Below are 21,345 nucleotides of genomic sequence, written 5' to 3' on the forward strand. Positions count from 1 at the left end.
GAATGACTATGAGCACTGAGCATCAATTGGGTTTCATCGGACTGGGTGTGATGGGCGAGCCCATGTGCCGCAACCTGGCGCGCAAGTCCGGGCGCCGGGTCCTGGCCTCGGACCTGGACCCGGCGCCGCTCGCGCGCCTGCAAGGCGAAGGCGTGCAGTCTGCAACGCTGGAGGAAATCCTGCGCAATTGCGCAACGATTTTCCTGTCGCTGCCGTCGGGGGAAATCGTCGAGCGGCTCAGCCGCCAGGAGCAGGGATTGCTGGCGCTGGCGCGCAGCGGCCAGACCATCATCGACCTGAGCACCTCGCCGGTGTCGACCACGCGGGAACTGGCGCGCGATTTCGCGGCGCTCGGCGTGACCTTCATGGATGCGCCCGTGGCGCGCACGCGCGCGGCGGCCGAAGCCGGAACGCTGGCCGTGATGGTCGGCGCCACGCCCGAGGACTTCGCGCGCGTGCGCCCGCTGATCGCGACCTTTGCCTCCGACATCGCGCTGTGCGGGCCCGTGGGCTGCGGCCAGGTGCTCAAGATCCTCAACAACATGGTGCTGTTCGAGACCGTGGTCGCGATCAGCGAAGCCAAGGCCATAGGCACGCGCGCCGGCGTCGATGCCGACGTGCTGTTCGAGACGCTGTCCAAAGGCTCGGCCGACAGCTTTGCGCTGCGCAACCACGGCATGAAAGCCGTGCTGCCTGAATCCTTTCCCGAAAGAACGTTCTCGGTGCGCTATGCGCGCAAGGACCTGCTCTACGCGCTGCAGCTCGCCCAGGAGCATGGCGTGCCCGCGAAAGGCGCGCAGCTGGTCGAACAGTGGTTCGACCAGGCGATAGCCGCCGGTGTCGGCGACCAGTACCACCCCGTGATCAGCGAGCTGATCGCTGGCAAGCGCTGAATTTTCCATAACCCCCAGGAGACACCACGATGACATCCCGTAGAACTTTCTCGGCCGCCTGCATTGGCGCCGCCCTGCTCAGCCCCGCACTGTCCTGGGCCCAGTCCGCCTACCCCAAGGGCCCGGTCAAGATGATCGTGCCCTACGCCGCGGGCGGCGCGACCGACATCATCGCGCGCACGCTGGGCGACAAGCTCACCGCCCAATGGGGCCAGCCCGTGGTCATAGAGAACAAGCCCGGCGCGGGCACCACGCTGGCCGCGAGCCAGCTCGCGCGCATGGCCGCCGACGGCCAGGCACTGTACATGACCACCTCGGCCCACACCATCGCGGGCAGCATCTACAGCAAGCTGGACTTCGACCCGGTCAAGGACTTCTCGCCGATCTCGCTGGTCGCCAAGGTGCCGCTGGTGCTTGTGGTGCGCCCGGGCCTGGCCGCCACCAATCTCAAGGAGTTCATCGCGCTGGCGAAAAAGGAACAGAGCGCGCTGTCCTTTGCGTCGCCGGGCAATGGCACGGCCCAGCATCTCGCGGGCGAGATGTTCAACACCGCCGTGCAGGCAAAAACAACGCATGTGCCCTACCGGGGCGACGCGCCCGCGATCACCGACCTGCTGGGCGGCAGCGTGGACGCGATGTATGCGACGCTCACGGTGGTGCTGCCGCACATTGCTTCGGGCAAGCTGCGCGCGATCGCGCTGGCCAACGACAAGCGCGTGCAGAAAGTGCCCGACATCCCGACCTTCGCCGAAGCCGGCCTGGACAAGTTCGAAGCCGCGACCTGGTTTGGCGTGCTTGCCCCGGCGCGCATCGCCGCGCCGCTGAGCGAGCGCATCAGCCAGGACATCAAGGCCATCATCGCCCAGCCCGAGATGCAGGCCAAGCTGATCGACCTGGGCGCCGAAATCGTGGGCAACAGCCCGGCCGAGTTCCGTACCTTCATGGACGAGGAAGCGCAGAAGTGGAAGAAGATCGTCGCGACTTCGGGGGCGACGGTGAATTGAGGGGGAGCGGGTAAAAACCGCTCCGATGGCTTGAGCGCAGGCCGTTCACCCTTCGACGAGCTCAGGGCGAACGGGTCAAAACCGTTCGTGGTGAGCCTCCCTCGCCGGGCGCGTCGAACCATGAACGGCCCTGCTTCATGTCTTGAGCAAAGGCGGTTCACCCTTCAACGAGGCCGCCCAGGCGGGCTCAGGACGAACGGAGAGCGCAGAGTTCTACACCGCCCCCTGCTCCCAGCTGCCACCGATCGCGCGAATCAGCATTACCGTGGTGGTGTATTGCGCGGTGCTGACCTGCAGCGCATTGCGGCGCTGGCGCAGCGCGTTGCGGCGCGCGTCCAGCAGTTCGAGCTGGCTCACATAGCCGTTGCGGTAGCGCACATCCGACAGATGGCTGGCGCGTTCCGCCGATTGCACGGCCTGGGCCAGCACTTCGGACTGGCCCGCCAGCAGGCGCAGCGCGCTGAGCTGGTCTTCTACATCGCGAAAGGCCGTGAGCACCTGGCCGCGCTGCGCGGCGATCGCGGCTTCGAGTCGGGCCTTCGCGCCCTCTTCCTGCGCCGCGCGCTGGCCGCCATCGAAGAGGGGCAGCGACAGCAAGGCGTTGAGGCCCCAGGAGCGCGCCGACCAGCGCAGCAGATCGCCGAGCTCGGGCGAGGCATAGCCGCCGTTGGCGGTCAGCACGATGGAGGGGAACCACGCGGTCTGGGCCACGCCCACGCGCGCCAGTGCGGCCTGCACATTGGCCTGGGCGGCAGAGACATCGGGGCGGCGCGCGAGCACCGCGGCGGGAACGCCGGCCGGAATCACGGGCAGCGTCGCCTGGGTCTGGCCCTGGTCATCTGCCAGCGCAAACTGGCCTGCGACCTCGCCGGTCAGCACCGCCAGCGCATGCACCAGCACCGCCTGCTGGCGTTCCAGCGCCAGCACTTCGAACTCGGTGGCCGAGACTTCGGTCTGCATGCGCGCAACGTCAAGCTCTGCGGCATCGCCGGCCTGAAAGCGGCGTGTCGTCAGGCGCAGGCTGTCGCGGTAGATGTCCAGGCTTTGCACGACCAGCGCGCGCTCGGACTGCACCGCACGCAGCTGCAGATAGGTCTGGGCCACATCGGCCTGCACCATCAGCCGCGTGCTTTGCAGCAGCGCGGCGCGCGACTGCGCATCGCGCGCCGCGGCTTCGCTGGTCTGCGACAGCTTGCCGAACAGATCGACTTCATAGGACAGGTTCAGGCCCGCCGTGCCCAGCGTCGCCGGCGTGGTGCCGCCCGTGGACTGCGCGCCGGCCTGGCGTGCCACGCCCGCCGAGGCGCCGATCTGCGGCAGGCGCTGGGCATCGGCCGAGCGCAGCAGCGAGCGCGCTTCGGCCAGGCGCGCGGCCGCGGCCTGGATGTCGGTGTTGGCATCACCCGCGCGCTCGACCAGCGCGCTCAGCTGCGGGTCAGCAAAGGCCAGCCACCAGGCGCCGCGCGGCTGGGCTTCGGCGGTGCCGGCCGGCGCTTCGCCGGTCGAGGTGCCGCCTTCGGCACTGCTGAACGTGGTGGGCAGGTCAACACCCGCATGCTCGGCCGGTGCCGGCAAGGCGCTGGCGCAGCCCGCGAGCACCAGCGCGGCAAACAGCGGCGCGAGTCGCGTCAATGGCGTTCTGGCCAGCAAAGGGATGGCTTTCATGGGATGGTTCCTCTTCTTATTCATCATGACCACGCGGCGCGGCCAGCACGGGGTGGGCCGTTGCACCTGAGCCGGTGTTGTCGGGGTGGGGGTGCTGCAGCAGCGGCCGGTTGCCGGCCATGCGGCGCAGCACCACATAGAACACGGGCGTGAGGAACAGGCCGAAGGCCGTGACACCGATCATTCCGAAGAACACCGCCACGCCCATGGCGCTGCGCATCTCGGCGCCCGCGCCCGTGGCCAGCACCAGGGGCAGCACACCCATCACAAATGCCAGTGAGGTCATCAGGATGGGGCGCAGCCGCAGGCGGCTGGCCTCGATCGCGGCCTGGACCGGCGTGCGCCCGGCGAACTCGAGCTCGCGGGCGAATTCCACGATCAGGATCGCGTTCTTCGCCGACAGCCCGACCAGCACGATCAGCCCTATCTGCGTGAACACGTTGTTGTCACCGCCGCTGAGCCACACGCCCGTCATCGCCGCGAGCAGGCCCATGGGCACGATCAGAATGATGGCAATGGGCAGCGTGAGGCTTTCATACTGCGCGGCCAGCACCAGGAACACCAGCAGGATGGCCAGCGGAAACACCAGCAGCGCGGAATTGCCGGCCAGGATTTCCTGGTAGGTCAGCTCGGTCCATTCGAAGCCAATGCCTTGCGGCAGCGTCTCGGCGGCCACGCGCTCGATCGCGGCCTGGGCCTGCCCCGACGAGAAGCCGGGCGCGGGCCCGCCGCTCACATCGGCGGACAGGAAGCCGTTGTAGCGCATCGCACGCTCGGGGCCGAAGCTGGGCTCGAGCTTCATCAGCGCCGACAGCGGAACCATCTGGCCCGTGGTCGAGCGCACCTGCAGCAGGCCCACGTCCTCGGCGCGCGCGCGGTAGGCCGCATCGGCCTGCACGCGCACGCTGTAGGTACGGCCGAACTGGTTGAAGTCGTTCGCATACAGGCTGCCCAGATAGATCTGCAGCGTCTCGAAGATGTCCGTGACGGGCACACCGAGCTGGCGCGCCTTGGTGCGGTCGATATTGGCATAGAGCTGCGGTACGTTGACCTGCCAGCTGGTGAACAGCCCGGCGAGTTCCGGCGTCTGGTAGGCCTTGGCCATGAAGGCCTTCACGGCCGCGTCCATGGCTTCGTAGCCCAGCGAGGCGCGGTCTTCGATCTGCAGCTTGAAGCCGCCTGTCGTTCCCAGGCCGGCCACGGGTGGCGGCGGGAACATCGCGATGAAGGCTTCCTGGATGCCGCCAAACGCCTGGTTCAGCTCCCCGGCCACGGCCGCGCCGCTCTGGTCGGCCCGGGTGCGCTCGGCAAAGGGCTTGAGTGTGATGAACACCACGCCCGAGTTCGAGCTGTTGGTGAAGCCGTTGATCGACAGGCCCGTGAACGCCAGCGCGTCCTCGACGTTGGGATTGGTCTTGACGATCTCGCCCATGCGGCGAATCACTTCGTCGGTGCGGTCCAGCGTCGCGCCGTCGGGCAGTTGCGCAAAGCCCACGAGGTATTGCTTGTCCTGCGCGGGCACGAAGCCGCCGGGCACGATCTTGAACAGGCCCCAGGTCGCGCCGACCAGCGCCAGGTAGATCACCAGCATCAGCGCCTTGCGGCCGATCACGCGCTGCACGCCGCCGCTGTAGGCATCCGAGCCGCGCTGGAACAGGCGGTTGAAGCGCCGGAAGAAACCACCGAACACGCGGTCCATGCCGCGCGTCAGCGCGTCCTTGGGTGCGTCGTGGCTCTTGAGCAGCAGCGCGCTGAGCGCGGGGGCCAGCGTCAGCGAGTTGATCGCCGAAATCACCGTGGAGATCGCGATGGTCACCGCGAACTGGCGGTAGAACTGGCCCGTGAGCCCGCTGATGAAGGCCAGCGGCACGAACACCGCGACCAGCACCAGCGCAATCGCGATGATGGGCCCCGAGACTTCGCGCATCGCGCGATACGTGGCTTCGCGCGGCGTCAGGCCCATTTCGATATTGCGCTCGACGTTCTCCACGACCACGATGGCGTCGTCGACGACAATGCCGATCGCCAGCACCAGCCCGAACAGGCTCAGCGCGTTGATCGAGAAGCCCAGCAGGTGCAGCACGGCGAACGTGCCCACGACAGACACCGGCACGGCCAGCAGCGGAATGATGGACGCGCGCCAGGTCTGCAGGAACAGCACCACGACCAGCACCACCAGCGCCACGGCTTCGAGCAGCGTGGTGATCACCGAGCGAATCGAGGCGCGCACGAACTGCGTGGGGTCATAGGCGATGCGGAACTCCACGCCTTCGGGCATGTTCTTTTGCAGCTCGGCCATGGTGGCGCGCACATTGGACGAGATGTCGAGCGCGTTCGAGCCCGGGGCCTGGAACACGCCCATGCCCACGGCGGGCTCGTTGTTGAGCAGCGAGCGCAGCGCGTAGTCGGCCGCGCCCAGCTCGAGCCGGGCCACATCGCGCAGGCGCGTCACCGCGCCGTCTGCACCCGACTTGACGATGATGTCGCCGAATTCCTCTTCGGTCTGCAGACGGCCCTGGGCATTGATCGACAGCTGCATGTCCACGCCGGGCAGGCCGGGCGATGCACCGACCGCGCCGGCCGCGGCCTGCACGTTCTGGCCGCGGATCGCGGCCACGACGTCGGCCGCCGACAGGCCGCGCTGCGCGACTTTCTGCGGGTCCAGCCAGGCGCGCATGGCGTAGTCGCCGCCGCCGAAGATCTGCACCTGGCCCACGCCCTGGATGCGCGCGAGCCTGTCCTTGACGTTGAGCACCGCGTAGTTGCGCAGGTAGTCGATGTCGTAGCGGTCATTGGGCGAGACCATGTGCACGACCATGGTCAGGTCGGGCGCGCTCTTGATGGTGGTGATACCCAGGCGGCGCACTTCCTCGGGCAGGCGCGGCTCGGCCTGCGAGACGCGGTTTTGCACCAGTTGCTGCGCCTTGTCGGGGTCGGTGCCCAGCGCGAAGGTCACGGTGAGCGTCATCACGCCGTCGGTCGTCGCCTGGCTGCCCATGTAGAGCATGCCTTCGACGCCGTTGATCGATTCCTCCAGCGGCGTGGCCACGGTTTCGGCGATCACCTTGGGGTTGGCGCCCGGGTACTGGGCGCGCACCACGACCGAGGGCGGCGCGACATCGGGATACTCCGAGATCGGCAGCGCGCGCAAGGCGATCAGGCCGGCCAGGAAGATCAGCACCGACAGCACCCCGGCAAAGATCGGGCGGTCAATGAAAAAGCGGGAGAGGTTCATACATTTGTTTTTGATTGTTCATGGCATTTGCACCGGGCGAGGCATCCGCAACTGGCGTGCCCCAGCGCGGGGGCAGCGAGCAAGGGCCGCCCCGCAGCGAGGCTGCCGTCCCCCTCTGAGGGGGAAGCGGCGAAGCCGCTCAGGGGGTGTTACCTTTCAGGCGGCGGGCTGCTTGGCTTCTTTGCTCGCGACTTCGGGCTTGTTGCTCATAGGCACATCCTGGGCCTCGATGCGCGCACCGGGGCGCACGCGCTGCAGGCCGTTGACGACGATGCGTTCGCCGGCCTGGAGGCCCGAAGTGACGATGCGCAGGCCGTCCACCGGCGCGCCCAGTTGCACTTCGCGGTACTCGGCCACGGCGTCCCCATTCGCGCCCGCAGCCACGACCATCACGTACTTCTTGCTCTGGTCGGTGCCGACCGCGCGTTCGTTGACCAGCACCGCGGAGGTAGCACCCGCCTGGCCCATGCGGATGCGCGCGAACTGGCCGGGCATCAGCGCACCATGGGGGTTGTCGAACACCGCGCGCACGCGCACCGTGCCGCTTTGCGCATCGACCTGGTTGTCGATCAACTGCAGATGGCCCGCATGCGGCGTGCCACCGGCCGTGCCCGTGCCCATCTGCACGGGAATGCGCTCTATGCGCGCGCGCCCGCCCTGGCCGGCCTCCAGGCCGTCGAGCGCGCGCACCACCACCTGCTCATCGCTGTCGAAGCTCGCGTAGATCGGGCTGACCGACACCATGGTGGTCAGCACCGGCGCGCCCGCGCCCGAAGCCACGAGGTTGCCGACGGTGACTTCGACGCGGCCCACGCGCCCGGCAATCGGCGCGCGCACCTGGGTATAGCCAAGATTGAGGCGCGCGGTCTGCAGCGCGGCCTGGGCGGCGCGCAGATTCGCGTCGGCTTCGCGCTGGGCGTTCACGCGCTCGTCGTGTTCGCGCTGGGCAATCGCGCGCTCTTCCCACAGACGCGTCGAGCGTTCCATTTCGCTGTGGGTGTACGACAGCCGCGCCTGGGCCGCGACCACCTGGGCCTGGGCGCGGTCGACGTCGGCGGCGAACGGCGCGGCGTCGAGCGTGAACAGCAGCTCGCCCTGCTTGATCAGCGCGCCTTCACGGAAATGCACGGCCTGCACGGCACCAGCCACGCGCGGGCGGATGTCCACGCGCTGCACGGCTTCCAGGCGCCCCGAGAATTCGTCCCACAGCGACACATCCTGCTGCACGACCTGGGCGACAGATATGGGAATCGCTGGAGGCGCCGTGGGTTCTGCAGGCGCCTGGGCAGAAGCCTGCAGGCCGAATGCCGCGCCACCGACAACGACAATGGCAGCGGCGGCGATGGCCGCGGTGCGCCAGCGCTGCGGCAAGGAGGTGAGGAATTGTTGTTTCATGGTCGGCCTTGGTCTTGAAAAAGGGTGGTGCGCAGGAGAGCCGCGTTTCTTGGGCGCAACGCTGCCTTCCGGCGCAAAAGTCGAAAAGTCGAAAGAAAAAGGAAAATCGGGGGCCGGCCGTGCGGCAACGGCTCCGCCGGCGTGCCATGGCTTACGCCAGGGCACGCAACTGTCAGGCAGCGGGTGTCAGGAGATCAGGGCGATGGCGGACATCGCGTGGTCGCGAAGAAGCGCTGGAACTGGTCCTGCACTTCCTGCGCGCAAGGGCATGGCCGGGGGTCGGGCGTGAGCAGCGCATCGGGCCACTGCTTGGCCTGGTCGAAGACATGGCGCGTCACGGCAAGCCCCGCGGCTTCGAGCCGGGCCGCGTAGGCCAGGGCTTCGTCGCGCATCGGGTCGTCATGGCCGACCAGCATCAAGGTCGGCGGCAGGCCCGCGAGCCGTTGGGCGGTGCCGGGCACGGCATAGGGGTGAACCGCGTCGCAGGCCGAGCGCAGGAACTTGTGCCAGCCCTGGGCCCATTTGCAGTCGGTGGCCAGGCCCGTGGCGGCGCGCAGCGACGGCGTGCCCACACAGGGATCGAGCATGGGAGACAGCAGGATCTGTCCGGCCAGCGGCGGATGGCGCTGATCGCGCGCCATCATGCACACCCCGGCCGCCAGATTGCCACCGGCCTCCTCGCCGGCCAGATAGACCTGCGCGCCCTTGCCCGCGAGCCGCGTGCGGTGCTTGAAAGCCCACTGCAGCACGCCATAGCCGATTTCCAGCGGCTGCGGAAACGGGTGTTCGGGCGCCAGCGGATAGGCCACCGACACCACGCGCGCTCCCGCCGCTTCAAGCAGGTGAGCGACGGTGCAGCCGTTGTCGAGCGAGCCGGAAATGAAGGCCCCGCCATGAAAATGCACGACCAGCGGCAAGGTCTCGCCGGCTTTCTTGCTGCCATAGGTGCGCACGGCCACCTCCTGACCGGACGCCAGGGCAATGACGTTGTCGGTAGGAAGCGAAGGCGATGGGCGGTCAGGCGAAGGTGAGGTCATGGTGTGATCCGGACGGAACCGTGGAGACACAAATGTAAACGCTGCGGGCCAGCCCATAAACCCGACAAATGCTGCCGCAGTGTTTCCAATTCCTGAACAATCAGCGTACAGGCCGCGTGTCAGAATTCGCCACCCACTGACCACCACCGCACACAAGGAGAGCCCATGGATCAGATACAAGCCATGCGCACATTTGCGCGCGTGGTCGAGGCCGGTACGTTCACGCATGCGGCCGACTCGTTGCAGTTGCCCAAGGCCACCGTGACCAAGCATGTGCAGGCGCTCGAGGAGCGCTTGCGCGTGAAACTGCTCAACCGCACGACACGCCGCGTGACGGTGACCACCGACGGCGCGGCGTACTACGACCGCGCCGTGCGCCTGCTCGCCGATTTCGACGACATGGAAGCGAGCATGACCCAGGCCGGCGCCAACCCGCGCGGCCGGCTGCGCGTGGACGTGGGCACCTCGGTCGCGCGCCTGCTGATCATTCCCCGGCTCGCCGAGTTCCAGCAGCGCTACCCCGACATCCAGATCGACCTGGGCGTGAGCGACCGCACCATCGATCTGATCAGCGACAACGTCGACTGCGTGATACGCGGCGGTGAACTCAGCGACCAGTCGCTGGTCGCGCGGCGCATAGGCAATCTCGAATTCATCACCGTGGCCACGCCCGACTACCTCGCACGCCACGGCACGCCCGCCCATCCGCTGGACCTGGGATCCGGCCACCGCCTTGTGACCTATTTCTCGCCGGTCTCGCAGCGCCGCTATCCGCTGGAGTTCCACCGCAATGGCGAAGTCATAGAAACCACCAACGCTTCGCACCTCACGGTGAACGAAAGCAATGCCTATGTGGCCGCTATCGTCCACGGCCAGGGCATAGGCCAGATCACCACGTTCCAGGCGCAGCAGCATCTGGAGCGCGGCGAACTGGTCACGCTGCTGCCCGACTGGCCCCAGCCCGCGCTGCCGGTCTACGTGGTCTATCCGCCCAACCGCCACCTCAGCGCCAAGGTGCGCGCGTTTGTCGACTGGGCAGCCGAGCTGTTCGCCCAGAACCCGCTGCTGCAACGCGCCTGAGCGTATGCCCCTTCGGCGCCAACGGCGCGCGCATGGCGTCGCAGCGGCAGCCCCGCACATGGGGCTGTGCTCCCATGCAACCCATCGCCATCCTCCAGCGCGAAGCCACACAAGGCCCGGGCGTGCTGCGCGAGCACCATCTTCCACTGGCACTGCGACACCTTCGACATCCCGCGCACCATGTACGGCAGGCACTCATGGCCGTGCGCGGTGGGTGGAGCCTAGCCCAGCTTGTAGCCCGTCTCCTTGACGATGCGCTGCCAGCGGGCGTAGTCCTCCACGAGGATCTTGCCCAAATCGGCGGCGGAGCTTCCCACGGGCGTGTGGTCGTAGCCGCGCAGGCGCTCCTGGATCTGCGGGTCGCGCACGGCCTTCTGCACTTCGCTGGACAGCCTGTCGACGATGGCCTTGGGCGTGCCCTTGGGCGCCAGCAGACCGGTCCAGCTGCCCAGCACCATGCCCTTGTAGCCCAGCTCCTCCAGCGTGGGAACATCGGGCAGCGAAGCCACGCGCTTGGCCGACGTGACCGCGAGCGGGCGCAGTTTTCCGGCCTTGATGTGTGGCATGGTCACGAAGGAATCGAGCGAAATGTCCACCTCGCCCGACAGTACGGCCTGCGCCTGCGGCGCCGTGCCTTTGTACGGCACGTTGATCAGCGTGGGCGCGTCGATGGTGCGCTTCAACTCGTCCGTCAGCAGCGTGAGCATGCTGCTGCCGGACGAGGCCTTGATCGGTGGGTTTGCGGCCCTGGCCAAGGCCACCAGCCCGGCGAAGTCCTTCACCGGCAACTTTTCGGTGGCGACGACGACAAAGGGCAAGGTGCTGACCAGGCTGATGGGCTCCCAGTTGTCGGCGGGATGCAACTTGGTCTGGTAGAGCACGGGCGTCAGCGTCTGCGCGCCTGCCGTATTGAACAGCAAGGTGTAGCCGTTGGGCTCGGCCCGCGCGGCGGCTTCCATGCCGATGAGGCCGTTGGCGCCGCCGCGGTTGTCGACGACAAACGTCTGCTGCAGGCTTTCCGACAGCTTTTGCGCGATCAGGCGCGCCACGATGTCCGTCGTTCCGCCCGGGGGAAAAGGAACGATCAGCGTCACTGTGCGGCTGGGGTAGACATCGCTTGCGTAGGTGGGCAGGCTCGCGCACGCGGCTGCGGCGGCCATGGTTTTCAAAGCGTGTCGGCGTGAAACCGGCTGTTTCGTATCTTGGGGCATGACTGTCTCCTGGATCCAGGTTGCAAAAAATACCGATAGCGGCAGAACGCACCCACCGCTGCATTCCCGGTCCGCCAAACGCTGCTTCCCGCGCTTGGGCATGTCCGGTGAGATCCGCCCTGCGGTCACAGCGTTGCAGCCAATTGTTCAATGGTTAACCATTGAGCCCTGGTATTATGAAAATCAAACTTCCGTGGTGTATATGCTGGTAAGTTCTAATGCAGTGGGGCCCATCAAGGGCCAGCGCACCCGCGACGCGCTGGCCGATGTGCTGCGTGCCCAGATCCTGGGCGGACAGCGGCAGCACGGCAGCGTGCTTCCCGCCGAACGCCTGCTGGTGACGGAAACCGGGCTCAGCCGCGCCGCCGTGCGCGATGCGCTGCGCATCCTGGAAAGCGAAGGCTTGATCGAAACCAGGCCGGGCCGGTACGGCGGCTCCATCGTGCGGCAGCCGGCGAGCGACGCCCTTGACAAGCCCATCGCCGTGTTCGTGCGCGGACGGCAAGTGTCTCTGCGGGAACTCGTGGAAGTGCGCGTGATGATCGAGCCCATGGTCGCGGAACTGGCGGCCAGCCGGCGCACGCCGCAGGAACTCGCTGCACTGGAGCAGTTGACGCAGGAGCTGGCAGCCACCATCGACGATATCCCCTTGTTCCTGGACGCCAACGTGCGCTGGTACCTGGCGCTTGCCGAGGCATGCCACAACGACCTCTTGCGCGCCTTCTTTTCCTCCATCGCCGGGCCGATCCTGGAGGCATCGGGCAAGCATGGCATTGCGACCCAGCAAACGCGGCAGTTCATCCTGCAGTCGCACCACCGCGTGCTGCAGGCGGTGCAAAGCAGCGACCCGCGCGCGGCGCGCAGACGCATGGAACGCCATGTCGCCGGCTATGCGGAGCGCTTCGGCGTAGCCTAGTCCCTAGGCCGTAGACAGCGCGAGTGAAGTGTGGGCCGGCAGCTCCAGGCCGGCCGCCGCATCTTCGACGGCGACGACATGGATATGCGGCTGCTCGCTCATCACGCCGCCAAAGATGGTCGCGAAGGCCACGTCCGCAGCGTCGCGCCCGGTCGCCAGGCGCATCATGCCCATGGGAATCGCCGTGCCCGAAGGATCGAACTGATACCAGCGATCGCCCAGATACACCTCGACATAGGCATGGAAGTCCGGCGGACCCAGGGCGGGATCGGCGCCGTAGTCGGTACCGGTGACAAAGCGCGCGGGGAGATTGAGCGCCCGGCACAGCGCAATCATCAGATGCGCGAAGTCACGGCACACGCCCACGCGCTCGACCAGCGTGTCCACGGCCGAAGTCGTGCCGCTGGAGCTGTTGGAGCGAAACGTCACATGCTGGCGCACCCAGTCGCAGACCGCCTGCACGCGCACATAGCCTTGCGGCAGATAGCCAAACTGGCCCACGGCGAAATTCGACAGGCGGTCCGACTGGCAATAGCGGCTGGGATAGATGAAGGGCAGCACTTCGAGCGGCAACGCGCGTACCGGCACTTCGCCGATCTGCGCCGGCTCGCCCGTGTGGTGCGTGATGTCCACGGTCGCCGTGTACTGCACGGTGAGCGGGCCGGGCAGCGCGCTCAGCCGCAGGCAGCGCTGGCCCATGTCGGGGCTTTGCTGCAACTCCCACGAAGCCTCGGGCTGGCTGATCACCAGGTTTTCTTCGGCCACCACCTGATGGGGCGTGTGTGCGGCATGGATGTAGAAGAAGAAATCCGCGCCCGGTGCAAACACCGTATAGGACAGCGCCATCTGCAGTTGAAGTCTGATCATGCTCATCTCGGGCTACCAGAACAAGGAGGATTCCTGCGCCAAATGCTCCCCTTCGCGCCGCGCATGCTGGCTCGCCAATGGACCCACGCGCTGGCCCCAGTATGCAGCGCTTGCCTGGCACGGGCTGTCAGCAAACACCACCAGTTCACACCCGGGCATGTGCAGGCGCAAAGCGACAGTTCATGCCCGACAGCGCCGCATACCCCGCACCGCACGCCGTCAGGGCATTGCCGCCGCTTCCACGAACGCCTGCTCCACGGCATCGAGCCGCTGCATGCCGGCGTCCGAAACCCGCCGCACCATGCAGATCTGGCGCACGGGCGCCGCGCGCCCCAGGGGAATCTCGCGCACGCCATAGGCATCGCGCAGCTGGTAGCGGATCTTGGGCAGCACCGACACGCCTATGCCCGCGGCCACCATGGCGACGATGGCGTCCATGCCCGGCACGTCGAGCAGCGGCTGGCGCTGCGGCAGCAATTGATTCACGAAGCGCGCCGCCATCTGGCCCGCGACCACCGAGCGGTCCAGCCGTATCCAGGGCGAATGCGTCAGGATCTGTTTGACGGTGCCCGGCGCCATCTGCGCCGGCACGACCAGCACGAACTGCTCGCGCAGCAACTGCGTCCACAGCAGGCGGCTCGATCCGCCCGAGACGGGGCGCACGACCACGGCCGCATCGACGCGCCCCGCCTTGAGGCTCAGCAGCAGGTCGGGCGTGGTGCCGCGATCGATCTGCAGCGCGATTTTCGGCGCCTTGCGCTGCAGCGCCGCGAAGGCCTGGGGCAGCAAGGTGGTCATCGCCGATTCGGTGATTCCCAGCCGCACATTGCCCGCGGGCGCGGCGCCTGCCACATGGCGCATGGACTCGAGCTCGGCCAGGCTGCGATCCACCACGGCGGCGAGTTCGATCGCAAACGGCGTGGGCCGCGCATTGCGTGCCGAGCGGTCGAACAAAGGCTGGCCGAAGTGCTGCTCGAGCTGCTTCATCTGCAGGCTCACGGCGCTGGGCGTCAGGTTCACCTGCTCCGCGGCCTGGGCAAAGCTGCCCTGGCGCACGACCGCGGACAAGGTGGCAAGCAATTGCATTTTCATGAGTTTTTCTTGTGTATCGAATGACGAATGATCAAGCAACAATGCTGCATTGTCTTCTAGCATCCAGGCATGTTCAATCGTTTTCGCCAGGCCATGCAACCCACTTTCCGCCTTGAGGACTTTGCCGCACCGAACTCGGCCTCACCATCGAGCGCCGGCGCCCGCGCGGTCCCGCGCCGTCTGCGCAAGATGCTGTCGCTAGACGACTTCGAGGACGCGGCGCGGGCCTTCCTGCCCCGCCCCATCTTTGCCTATGTGTCCGGCGGCTGCGAAACCAACCGCTCACTGCAGGGCAACCGCAGCGCCTTCGGCGACTACGGCTGGCAGACGCGCATCCTGAAGAACACTTCGGCACGCAGCCTCGCCACCACGCTGCTGGGCCGGGACTACGCGGCCCCGTTCGGCATCGCGCCCATGGGCATCAGCGCGCTGTCGGCCTACCGCGGCGACCTGGTCCAGGCACAGGCAGCAGGCGCGGCCAATATTCCTATGATCCTCAGCGGCACTTCATTGATTGCCATGGAGGACGTGGCCCGCGCCAACCCCGGGGCCTGGTTCCAGGCCTATGTGCCCGGCGAGCCCGAGCGCATCGTGCAATTGCTCGATCGGGTGGAGCGCGCGGGATTCGGCACGCTGGTGGTGACCGCCGACACCCCGGTGTCGGGCAACCGCGAAAACAATCTGCGCGCGGGCTTTTCGACACCGCTGCGCCCCAGCCTGCGCCTGGCCTGGGAGGGCATCACCCACCCGGGCTGGCTCTGGGGCACGGCCATGCGCACGCTGGCGCAGCACGGCATGCCGCATTTCGAGAACTCCCACGCCCAGCGCGGCGCCCCCATCCTGTCGGCTACCGTGACACGTGATTTCGGCGCGCGCGACCATCTGAACTGGGAGCACTTCGACCTGATACGCCGGCGCTGGAAAGGCCAACTGGTACTCAAGGGCGTGCTGCACCAGGACGACGCACTCAAGGCCCGCGACCATGGCGCCGACGGCATCATTTTGTCCAACCATGGCGGGCGCCAGCTCGACGCCGCGGTGTCGCCGCTGCAGGTGCTGCCCGGCGTGGTGCAGGCGCTGGGAAGCGACTACCCGGTGATGATAGACAGTGGTTTTAGACGCGGCAACGATGTGCTGCTGGCACTCGCGCTGGGCGCCAAGTTCGTCTTTGTCGGACGGCCCTTCAACTACGCGGGCGCGGTGGCCGGCGAAGCCGGCGTGCGCCATGCGATCGGCATACTGGCTTCGGAAATGCTGCGCAATATGGCGCTGATTGGTGTCAATAGCCCAGCGGATCTGGGCCGCGAGCACCTGTTCGCTACGCGTTCTTCGGCATGAAGAAAAACACGCCGACATCCATGGGATACCGGCGTGCGCGGCTTCCGATCGAACGCCTCACTCGAGCTTGATATTGGCCTCCCGGATCAGGCTGCCCCATTTCGTGTGTTCGGCCTTGATGAAGGCCGCGAACTGCTGGGGCGTGCCGGTCACGGGAATATTGCCTTCGAAGGCCAGCTTGTCCTGCACGTCCTTGCGGCCCAGCATCGCCACCACTTCCTTGTTGACGCGCGCCACGACCTCGGCCGGCAGGCCCGCGGGGCCGACCAGGCCCAGCCAGGTGGTCGCGTCGAAACCGGGATAGCCCTGCTCGGCCACCGTGGGCACATGGCCTATCACGGGCAGGCGCTGGGCCGAACTCACGGCCAGCGCGCGCACCTTGCCCGACGCCATCTGCGACATCACCGACACGCTGTTGCCGAAATACAGCTGGATCTGGCCGCCGAGCAGCTCGTTCATCGCCGGGCCTGCGCCCTTGTACGGCACCTGCAGCACCTGGATGCCCGCGCGGCGCGCGAGCATCTCGCCGGCCAGGTGGCCCACCGTGCCGTTGCCTGCCTGGCCTATGCTGAACTCACCCGGCCTGGCCTTGGCGGCCTGGATGAAATCGGCCAGCGTGCGAAACGGTGAATCGGCGCGCACCACGAGCACCACGGGCTGCACCGCGATCTCGACGATGGGCGTGAAGTCCTTCAAGGGATCGAAAGGCATCCTGGCGTAGAGCGCGGGATTGATAGACAGATTGGACGCCTGGCCCATGCCCATGGTGTAGCCGTCGGGCTGGGCCTTGGCCACCGCGTCCAGGCCGATGTTGCCGGCCGCGCCCGGGCGGTTCTCGACGATCACCGTCCATTGGTTGAGCACCGTGAACCGCTCGGCGATCAGCCGCGAAGTGGCATCGGTGCCGCCCCCGGGCGGAAACGGCACGATCAGCTTGATCGGCTTGGCGGGCCAGTTGCTCTGGGCAAAGGCGGCGGTCGTGGATGCCGTCAGTGCCAGCGCGCCGGTATGAAGAAAAGTGCGTCGTTGCATGGATTGTCTCCTTTGGTTTTATGGATGGTTACGGCGGTGCGGCAAACGGGCCCATCGGCCCGCAAGCTTCTAGACGGGTAAACCCTTTTCCCGCAACACGGCGTCAAAGCGCTCGGGGTCGGCCGTGCCGGCGCGATTGGTTTCGCGAATCCTGGCTTCCTTGACCAGATGCGCGCGCGTCTTTTGCAGCACGTCCTCGGCCTGGTCGGCCGGTATGGCGATCACGCCATCGGCATCGCCGACGATCAGATCGCCGGGCATGACGACGAGGCCCGCGCAGGCAACGGGTACATTGACTTCGCCCGGGCCGTCCTTGCTCGGGCCGCGGTGGGTATGGCCCCTGGCGAAGATCGGCATGCCGTCCTCGGCCCATTCGCACAGATCGCGAATGGCGCCGTCGATGACCAGGCCACCGAGCCGCCTGGCCACGCAGGTGGTGCGCATCAGGCCGCCGACCAGGGCCTGCGAGACATCGCCGCCGCCGTCGATGACCAGCACGTCGCCGGGCTCGACCATCATCAGCGCCTTGTGGATCATCAGGTTGTCGCCGGGACGCACGCGCACCGTGACGGCCGGGCCGCACAGCACGGTCTCGAGCCGGCGGTGGTACTGGCGCAGCCCTATGGTGCCGATATTGCGGCTCATGGAGTCGCCTATCGCCGCGACCGGCAGCTCGCGAAACGCCGCGACGATTCCGGCGCCGGGGCCGGCGGCGCGGGGGTGGATGCAGTAGCCTGCGGGCCACGAGGGGGTAGTGCTCATCAAATGCTCTGGTTGTGTTGGGAAAACACCTGCGGGTTCACGCAGGCGGAAAGATCGGGCGCCCGGCCCGTGAGAAAGCCCAGCACGTTGCGCGCCGCGCCCGTGGCCATGCCTTCGAGCGCGGCCGCTGTCGAGCCGCCGACATGGGGCGTGAGCACGACATTGGGCAGCGCGATCAGCGCACTGCTTGGCGGCAAGGGCTCGACGGCCATGGTGTCGAGCCCGGCGGAAAACAGCGCGCCCGAGCCCAGCGCCTGCACCAGCGCGGGCTCGTCAATGACTTCGCCGCGCGCCGTGTTCACGAGCATCGCGCCACGCGGCAGCAAGGCCAGCCGGGCCGCATCGATCAGGCCGCGCGTGCGGGCATTGAGCGGAATATGCAGACTCAGCACATCGGAGCGCGGCAGCAGTGTCTCCAGGGATTCGTGCAGCGCCACGCCCTCAACGGGAGAGGGCCCGCGCAGGCCGGGATCGAAGGCCTCGACTTCCATGCCCAGCGCCAGCGCCACCTTGGCGACGCGCTGGCCCACCTGCCCGAAGCCGACCAGGCCCAGGCGCCGGCCCGCGAGCTGAACGCCGTCCTGGGCCCGCGTCCAGCGGCCGGCGCGCAACTCGGCATCGAGTGCCGCGACCTTGCGCGCCGCGGCCAGCATCAGGCCCAGCGTGAGTTCGGCGACCGACTGCGCGTTGGCGCCGGGCGTGACATACACCGGGATGTAACGCTCGGTGGCCGCGGCAACGTCAATATTGGGCACGCCCACGCCGTGCTTGGAGATGACCTTGAGCGTAGGGCAGGAACGGATGGCGGCGGCCGACAGTTCGACCGTGCGCGAGATCACGGCGTCGACCGGCTCGCTGGCCAGGGTCTGCTCGACTTCGGCCGCGCTGCTGCCGTCGCGCATGAACAGCACGCGGCAGCCTGCGCCCTCGAGAATGCGCAGGCCCGCGGGAGCGAGCTGTGGCGCGGTAATGAAAATCGTGAATGCCATGGTGTCTCGTTGCGGGATCTCGGGTGGATCCTGTTGGAGGTGAATTCTGCGCAGCACCATTCATTCGGTCTATTGAATAATGGTGATTTACTCATTTCTTTTAGTAATTGAACAAGGCGCCCCATGGACCTGCATCTGCGCGATTTGCGCTACTTCGAAGCGGCGGCTGAAATGGGCCACTTCGGCCAGGCGGCCGAGCAGCTCGCGCGCAGCCAGCCCGCGCTGACCAAATGCATACAGCGGTTGGAGCAAGCCTTCGGCAGCCCGCTGTTCGAGCGCGAAGGCCGCGGCATACGGCTTACGCCCGTCGGCGAGATGCTGCTGGGCCGGGCGCGCATGCTGCGCAATACCGCCGAGGAAGTGGTGCGCCAGGTGCAGGAGTTCGCGCAAGGCCATGCGGGCCATGTGCGCATAGGCAGCGGACCGGTCGCGGCCGATCATCTTTTGCCGCAGGTCTGCGGCCTGGCGCTCGAAGGCGGCCACAAGACGACGATCAGCATCGTCGTCGGCCCGAGCTGGGAACTGCGCGAACAGTTGCGCGAAGGCAAGATCGACCTGTTGATAGGCCTGACCATAGACGGCGATCCGAGCACGGTCGCGTATCCCATACTCGAAGACGTGGTGGTCGTTGCCGCCAGCCGCAGCCACCCGGTGTTCAACACGCCGAAGATCACGATGCAGACGCTGCTGGCCTACCCCTGGGCCTTGCCCGCGCCCATCATTCCCAGCCGCCAGTGGCTGGACATGGCCTTCTCGACAAAAGGCCTGGCGCTGCCCAGCGTGCAGATCGAGGCCAGCTCCATTGCCCTGCTGCCGCGCATGATCGCGCGCACCCATCTGCTGAGCTTTGTCTCGCGGCATACGCTGGATCTGCCGGGCGGCGACCACCTCGAGGAAGTGCGGCTGGAAGCCACGACGCTGCGGCGCAAGCTCGGCGTCACCGTGCGCCGCACGGGCGAGCTGTCGCCCGCGGCGCAGCGCATTGTCGCGCTGCTGCGCACGCAGGGCCCGGCGCTGGCGAGCGCGTATTGAAGCGCGCAGCGCCGATTGCCAGCGTCTTCCCTGGTGCCTGCGGCCTCAGAACGTGTTCACGTTCTCAGGGACGGCCGGCAAGCGCGTCGACTTCGGTGCGCATATCCTGCACCAGCCGCTGCACCGCGGCGCCGTCGAGCAGGCTGCTCATGCCCACGGCGACGACGGTGTGCGTGAGCTGCTGGCGCGCATTGAACACCGGCAGCGCGACCACCGTGAGGCCGCGCACGAAATGGTCGCGGTCCAGCGCCCAGCCCTGGCGCTTGGCGAGTTCGACTTCGTTGCGCCAGGTGGCGAACGTGGGCGCGTCGTCCCAGGGAATCGCCGCGTAGATTTTCTTGAGTTGCGCGAGCGTGCCGCCGAGCTCGGCAGCAATCAGCCGGCCCGTGGCGCTGACCAGGCTGGAGAACTGGCTGCCGACATCGGTGTGCAGGCGAAACGGCTGGTTGGACTTGGACAGCGCCAGCACCACCACGCTCTGGTGCTGCGTGACTTCGACGCCCATGGCCGTCACGCCGTGCCGGGCCGCGAGCCTGTCCAGGCCCGGCTGCACGCGCTGGGCGAAACTGCCGCCTTCGAGCACGCTGCGCGCCAGGCTGATCATTCCGCCGGCCAGCGTATAGCGCTTGGTCGCGGTGTCCATCTGCACCAGGTCTTCGCTGACCAGCACGCGCAGGATATGCAGGCAGGTGCTGGGCACCAGGCCCAGCTGGTCGGCAATCGCCTTCACGCCCAGCCCGGGCTTGCTTTCGCCCAGCAGCCGCAGGATGGCGATCGATCGGCTCACGGCCGGCACGGGCCGTACACGGACTGCCTTGGGTTGACTCGGTTCACTGGCCATGCTGCTGGTTTTCTGGTGGCGACGACGCAATGTCGGGCTGTCCAGCTTACCCGAAGCCGCGCGCGCCGCAGGCGCCCAGGCCGTGGCCAGCGAAATCATGGCACGCCTCGCTGGGCTACGACCTTCATGATGGCCTGGGCCTGCAGCACCGGCGCGCCGGCCTGCGTGGCCAGCCCCTGCAAAAAGATGAGGCTGCGCGTGCGCTGCGTGACCTGGGCGCGCACTTCGACAAAACCGCCCTCGCCCACGCTGGCCAGGAAATGGCTGTCGAGCTGCAAGGTCAGGCAGGGCGTGCGCTGCGCGGCCTGCCAGGCAATGGTGCTGAGCGCATGGTCCATCAGCGTGAGCAAGGCGCCGCCATGCAGCATGCCGGCCGGGTTGAGGTGCTGCGAAGCCACTTGGAGGCCATAGGCCCAGCCGGCGTCTTCGCGCCGGCTCCACAGCGGGCCCGCCAGGCCCATGAAGCCGGGGAGTTCGTGGGGTTTCCAGCCTTGGGAAAGCGGGTCCATGGGGGTTTCCTTTGCTTGAACTAGAGGCCAGGCCGTTCCTGCTTCGACGGGCCCGCCGAGGGGGCTCGGCACGAACGGGGGGGAGGGAGTGCCGTGCGAAGACTCACCAATACCGTTCGCCCTGAGCGGGGTAAGCGAGCCGGGGCCTCGCAATGCATTCAAAAGAAACAGCGAACGTCAAAATCCCCGTTCGCCCTGAGCCTGTCGAAGGGTGAACGGCCTGCGCTCAAATCATGAGGACAGGCCGTTCATGGTTCGACAAGCTCACCACGAACGGTTCACAGTTTTGCCGCCGTTTGCCTAAATAGGTCACTTCCTAAGTCATTGATTTAGTTGACAAAAAAAGCTGTTTCTTGAGAGCCCGTCGAAGGGCGTTTCAGGGCGCAGCCTGCGTTGGAGAAACGCGCCATAAAAACGGATTTCGAATGGAGACACCCGCCCTCCACG

18 protein-coding genes are annotated in these 21,345 nt (G+C 67.2%); 6 read left to right on the forward strand and 12 right to left on the reverse strand.

Annotated elements, in window-relative coordinates; translation table 11 throughout:
* Positions 1-8: 8 nt before the first annotated feature.
* Together GVL12_RS22405 and GVL12_RS22410 are read left to right on the forward strand one after the other, a co-directional pair.
* Positions 9-893: an NAD(P)-dependent oxidoreductase gene (locus tag GVL12_RS22405; protein WP_200844010.1), complete on the forward strand. Its 885-nt coding sequence runs from the start codon at positions 9-11 to the stop codon at positions 891-893.
* Between the two features lie 29 nt (positions 894-922).
* On the forward strand, positions 923-1,897 hold the full coding sequence (locus tag GVL12_RS22410) for a tripartite tricarboxylate transporter substrate binding protein (protein ID WP_159917780.1): 975 nt from the start codon (positions 923-925) through the stop codon (positions 1,895-1,897).
* A 213-nt stretch (positions 1,898-2,110) separates the two neighbouring features.
* On the opposite strand, the gene GVL12_RS22415 is transcribed toward GVL12_RS22410, so the two are convergent.
* The 4 genes from GVL12_RS22415 to GVL12_RS22430 form a co-directional block, all read right to left on the reverse strand.
* Positions 2,111-3,562, reverse strand: coding sequence for an efflux transporter outer membrane subunit (locus GVL12_RS22415; protein ID WP_159917781.1), 1,452 nt, complete (start codon positions 3,560-3,562; stop codon positions 2,111-2,113).
* A gap of 16 nt (positions 3,563-3,578) precedes the next feature.
* Positions 3,579-6,797, reverse strand: coding sequence for an efflux RND transporter permease subunit (locus GVL12_RS22420; RefSeq protein ID WP_159917782.1), 3,219 nt, complete (start codon positions 6,795-6,797; stop codon positions 3,579-3,581).
* A 156-nt stretch (positions 6,798-6,953) separates the two neighbouring features.
* The gene (locus GVL12_RS22425) at positions 6,954-8,192 is read right to left on the reverse strand and encodes an efflux RND transporter periplasmic adaptor subunit (RefSeq protein ID WP_159917783.1); all 1,239 of its coding nucleotides are present in this window, start codon (positions 8,190-8,192) and stop codon (positions 6,954-6,956) included.
* A 194-nt stretch (positions 8,193-8,386) separates the two neighbouring features.
* On the reverse strand, positions 8,387-9,229 hold the full coding sequence (locus GVL12_RS22430; protein WP_159917784.1) for an alpha/beta hydrolase: 843 nt from the start codon (positions 9,227-9,229) through the stop codon (positions 8,387-8,389).
* A 165-nt stretch (positions 9,230-9,394) separates the two neighbouring features.
* Here GVL12_RS22430 and GVL12_RS22435 point away from each other — a divergent pair, with 165 nt between their 5' ends.
* On the forward strand, positions 9,395-10,309 hold the full coding sequence (locus GVL12_RS22435; protein ID WP_159917785.1) for a LysR family transcriptional regulator: 915 nt from the start codon (positions 9,395-9,397) through the stop codon (positions 10,307-10,309).
* Positions 10,310-10,530: 221 nt separating this feature from the next.
* On the opposite strand, the gene GVL12_RS22440 is transcribed toward GVL12_RS22435, so the two are convergent.
* On the reverse strand, positions 10,531-11,469 hold the full coding sequence (locus GVL12_RS22440; RefSeq protein ID WP_200844011.1) for a tripartite tricarboxylate transporter substrate binding protein: 939 nt from the start codon (positions 11,467-11,469) through the stop codon (positions 10,531-10,533).
* A 151-nt stretch (positions 11,470-11,620) separates the two neighbouring features.
* On the opposite strand from GVL12_RS22440, the gene GVL12_RS22445 reads away from it, so the two are divergent.
* A complete protein-coding gene (locus tag GVL12_RS22445; protein WP_200844012.1) occupies positions 11,621-12,436 on the forward strand; it encodes a FadR/GntR family transcriptional regulator in 816 nt (271 codons plus the stop codon).
* Positions 12,437-12,439: 3 nt separating this feature from the next.
* On the opposite strand, the gene GVL12_RS22450 is transcribed toward GVL12_RS22445, so the two are convergent.
* Together GVL12_RS22450 and GVL12_RS22455 are read right to left on the reverse strand one after the other, a co-directional pair.
* Positions 12,440-13,303, reverse strand: a complete 864-nt coding sequence (locus GVL12_RS22450) for a transglutaminase family protein (protein WP_159917787.1) — start codon at positions 13,301-13,303, stop codon at positions 12,440-12,442.
* Between the two features lie 219 nt (positions 13,304-13,522).
* A complete protein-coding gene (locus tag GVL12_RS22455) occupies positions 13,523-14,395 on the reverse strand; it encodes a LysR family transcriptional regulator (RefSeq protein WP_159917788.1) in 873 nt (290 codons plus the stop codon).
* Positions 14,396-14,464: 69 nt separating this feature from the next.
* Here GVL12_RS22455 and GVL12_RS22460 point away from each other — a divergent pair, with 69 nt between their 5' ends.
* Entirely contained in the window at positions 14,465-15,733 is a 1,269-nt protein-coding gene (locus GVL12_RS22460) for an alpha-hydroxy acid oxidase (RefSeq protein ID WP_235033953.1), read from the forward strand.
* Positions 15,734-15,790: 57 nt separating this feature from the next.
* On the opposite strand, the gene GVL12_RS22465 is transcribed toward GVL12_RS22460, so the two are convergent.
* From GVL12_RS22465 to GVL12_RS22475, 3 genes are all read right to left on the reverse strand, one after another.
* Complete coding sequence (locus GVL12_RS22465; RefSeq protein WP_159917789.1) at positions 15,791-16,765, reverse strand: tripartite tricarboxylate transporter substrate binding protein; 975 nt, start codon at positions 16,763-16,765, stop codon at positions 15,791-15,793.
* A 69-nt stretch (positions 16,766-16,834) separates the two neighbouring features.
* A complete protein-coding gene (locus tag GVL12_RS22470) occupies positions 16,835-17,527 on the reverse strand; it encodes an RraA family protein (protein WP_159917790.1) in 693 nt (230 codons plus the stop codon).
* Positions 17,527-18,516, reverse strand: coding sequence for a hydroxyacid dehydrogenase (locus tag GVL12_RS22475; protein ID WP_159917791.1), 990 nt, complete (start codon positions 18,514-18,516; stop codon positions 17,527-17,529). Before GVL12_RS22475 ends, GVL12_RS22470 begins: the two co-directional genes overlap by 1 nt.
* Before the next feature lie 123 nt (positions 18,517-18,639).
* Here GVL12_RS22475 and GVL12_RS22480 point away from each other — a divergent pair, with 123 nt between their 5' ends.
* Positions 18,640-19,548 (forward strand): LysR family transcriptional regulator, encoded by a 909-nt coding sequence (locus GVL12_RS22480; protein ID WP_159917792.1) that lies wholly within the window; start codon positions 18,640-18,642, stop codon positions 19,546-19,548.
* A gap of 64 nt (positions 19,549-19,612) precedes the next feature.
* Here the strand turns inward: GVL12_RS22480 and GVL12_RS22485 are convergent, their stop codons facing one another.
* Positions 19,613-20,488 carry an IclR family transcriptional regulator gene (locus tag GVL12_RS22485; protein ID WP_159917793.1) on the reverse strand — a complete coding sequence of 292 codons (876 nt, stop codon included), beginning with the start codon at positions 20,486-20,488 and terminating at the stop codon, positions 19,613-19,615.
* Positions 20,485-20,898 carry a PaaI family thioesterase gene (locus tag GVL12_RS22490; RefSeq protein WP_159917794.1) on the reverse strand — a complete coding sequence of 138 codons (414 nt, stop codon included), beginning with the start codon at positions 20,896-20,898 and terminating at the stop codon, positions 20,485-20,487. Before GVL12_RS22490 ends, GVL12_RS22485 begins: the two co-directional genes overlap by 4 nt.
* Positions 20,899-21,345 lie beyond the last annotated feature (447 nt).

This window comes from Pantoea sp. 18069 (assembly GCF_902706035.1).
GTDB lineage: Bacteria > Pseudomonadota > Gammaproteobacteria > Burkholderiales > Burkholderiaceae_C > Comamonas.